This window comes from Glycomyces paridis, assembly GCF_004912155.1.
Lineage (GTDB): Bacteria > Actinomycetota > Actinomycetes > Mycobacteriales > Micromonosporaceae > Glycomyces > Glycomyces paridis.
In genome coordinates this window covers 1-1,725 of record NZ_STGX01000034.1, presented here as the reverse complement: position 1 = coordinate 1,725, position 1,725 = coordinate 1, and the positions used below count along the sequence as shown (strand labels likewise).

Here is a 1,725-nt window from a genome sequence, read left to right as displayed (position 1 = left end):
ACGGCGGCCCCGAGACCCCCGCCGCCCCGCGCGTGAACGCCGAGGTGCGGTGATGGCGAAACTCTGGGGAGGCCGCTTCTCGGGCGGCCCCGCCGCCGCCCTCGAAGCGCTCAACGCCTCGATCGGCTTCGACTGGCGCCTGGCGCCTTACGACCTCAAGGCCTCCCGCGCCCACGCGCGCGTCCTCCACCGCGCCGGGCTCCTCGACGCCGTCGAACTCGCCTCGATGATCGAGGCGCTCGACGCCCTCGAAGAGGACGTCGCCTCCGGGGCCTTCACCGGCACCGTCGCCGACGAGGACGTCCACACCGCGCTCGAACGCGGCCTCGTCGAACGCCTCGGCGACCTCGGCGGCAAGCTCCGCGCCGGACGCAGCCGCAACGACCAGATCGCCACCGACCTGCGCCTGTACTGCCGCGACCACGCCCGGGGCCTCGCCGCCGACGTGACGGCGCTGGTCGCCGCGCTGGCCGAGCAGGCGGCGACGGTGGTGGACGCGCCCGCGCCGGGCATGACCCACCTCCAGCACGCGCAGCCGATCACCTTGGGCCACCAGCTCCTCGCGCACGCGCAGGGCTTCCTGCGGGACCTGTCGCGACTGTCCGACTGGGACGCGCGCACCTCGGTCTCGCCGCTCGGTTCGGGGGCCCTCTCGGGCTCGTCGCTGCCGCTGGACCCGGTGGCCGTGGCCGAGGAGCTCGGGTTCGCGTCCGCGGCCCCGAACTCGCTCGACGCCGTGGCCGACCGCGACTTCGCGGCCGAGCTGCTGTTCATCTGCTCGATGATCGGCGTGCACCTCTCCCGCCTGGGGGAGGAGGTCATCCTCTGGTCGAGCCAGGAGTTCGGCTGGGTGACCCTGGACGACGCGTTCTCCACCGGCTCCTCGATCATGCCGCAGAAGAAGAACCCGGACGTGGCCGAGTTGGCGCGGGGCAAGGCCGGGCGCCTGGTCGGCAACCTGACGGGCCTGCTGGTGACGCTCAAGGGCCTGCCGTTCGCGTACAACAAGGACCTCCAGGAGGACAAGGAGCCGGTCTTCGACTCGCTCGACAACCTGGCGCTCCTGCTCCCGGCCGTCACCGGCATGGTCGCGACGATGGCGTTCCGGACCGAGGTGCCGCGCTCCTCGGCGCCCACGGGCTTCAGCCTCGCCACCGAGATCGCGGACTGGCTGGTGCGCAAGGGCATCCCGTTCCGTTCGGCGCACGAGATCGCGGGGGCCTGCGTGTCCCACTGCGAGTCCCGCGGCATCGAGCTGCACGAGATCGCCGACGCCGATTTGGCCGCGATCTCCGAGCACCTCGACCCGTCCGTGAAGGCCGTCCTCGACGTGGACGGCGCCCTCGCGGGCCGCACCACGCCCGGTTCCACCGGTCCGAAGGCCGTGGCCGACCAGCTCGCGCAGGTGCGCGAGCAGGTCGAGGCCTGGAACGACTGGGCCGCGGCGAAGTAGCAGTCGGCGAGGGGCCCGAGGCGTACGCCCCGGGCCCCTCGCCGTGTCTCAGGCGGCCGGGTAGACGACCACGGCCTTCGTGCACTCGGGCTGGCCGATGACGATCTCGTCGATGCAGACGGCCACGGTCACGTACTCGATCGGGTCGGTCTCGTCGGCGGTGAGCGCGAAGGCGTACTCGAACTTCGAGGCCTCGTTCGAGAGCCCCTCGGTGTGCGAGTCCACGGCGAGCCCGCCGGAGTAGGCGGTGAACTGGAGGAGGCGGGGGCGGT

The 1,725-nt window shown here is 72.6% G+C and carries 2 protein-coding genes; one reads left to right on the top strand and one right to left on the bottom strand.

The annotated features are described in order from the left end of the window. Positions 1-52: 52 nt before the first annotated feature. Positions 53-1,453 (top strand): argininosuccinate lyase, encoded by a 1,401-nt coding sequence (gene argH / locus E9998_RS25000; RefSeq protein ID WP_136532471.1) that lies wholly within the window; start codon positions 53-55, stop codon positions 1,451-1,453. Positions 1,454-1,501: 48 nt separating this feature from the next. Here the strand turns inward: argH and E9998_RS25625 are convergent. Continuing rightward, the coding region (locus E9998_RS25625; protein WP_158299982.1) for a hypothetical protein at positions 1,502-1,725 on the bottom strand (224 nt) is incomplete at its 5' end.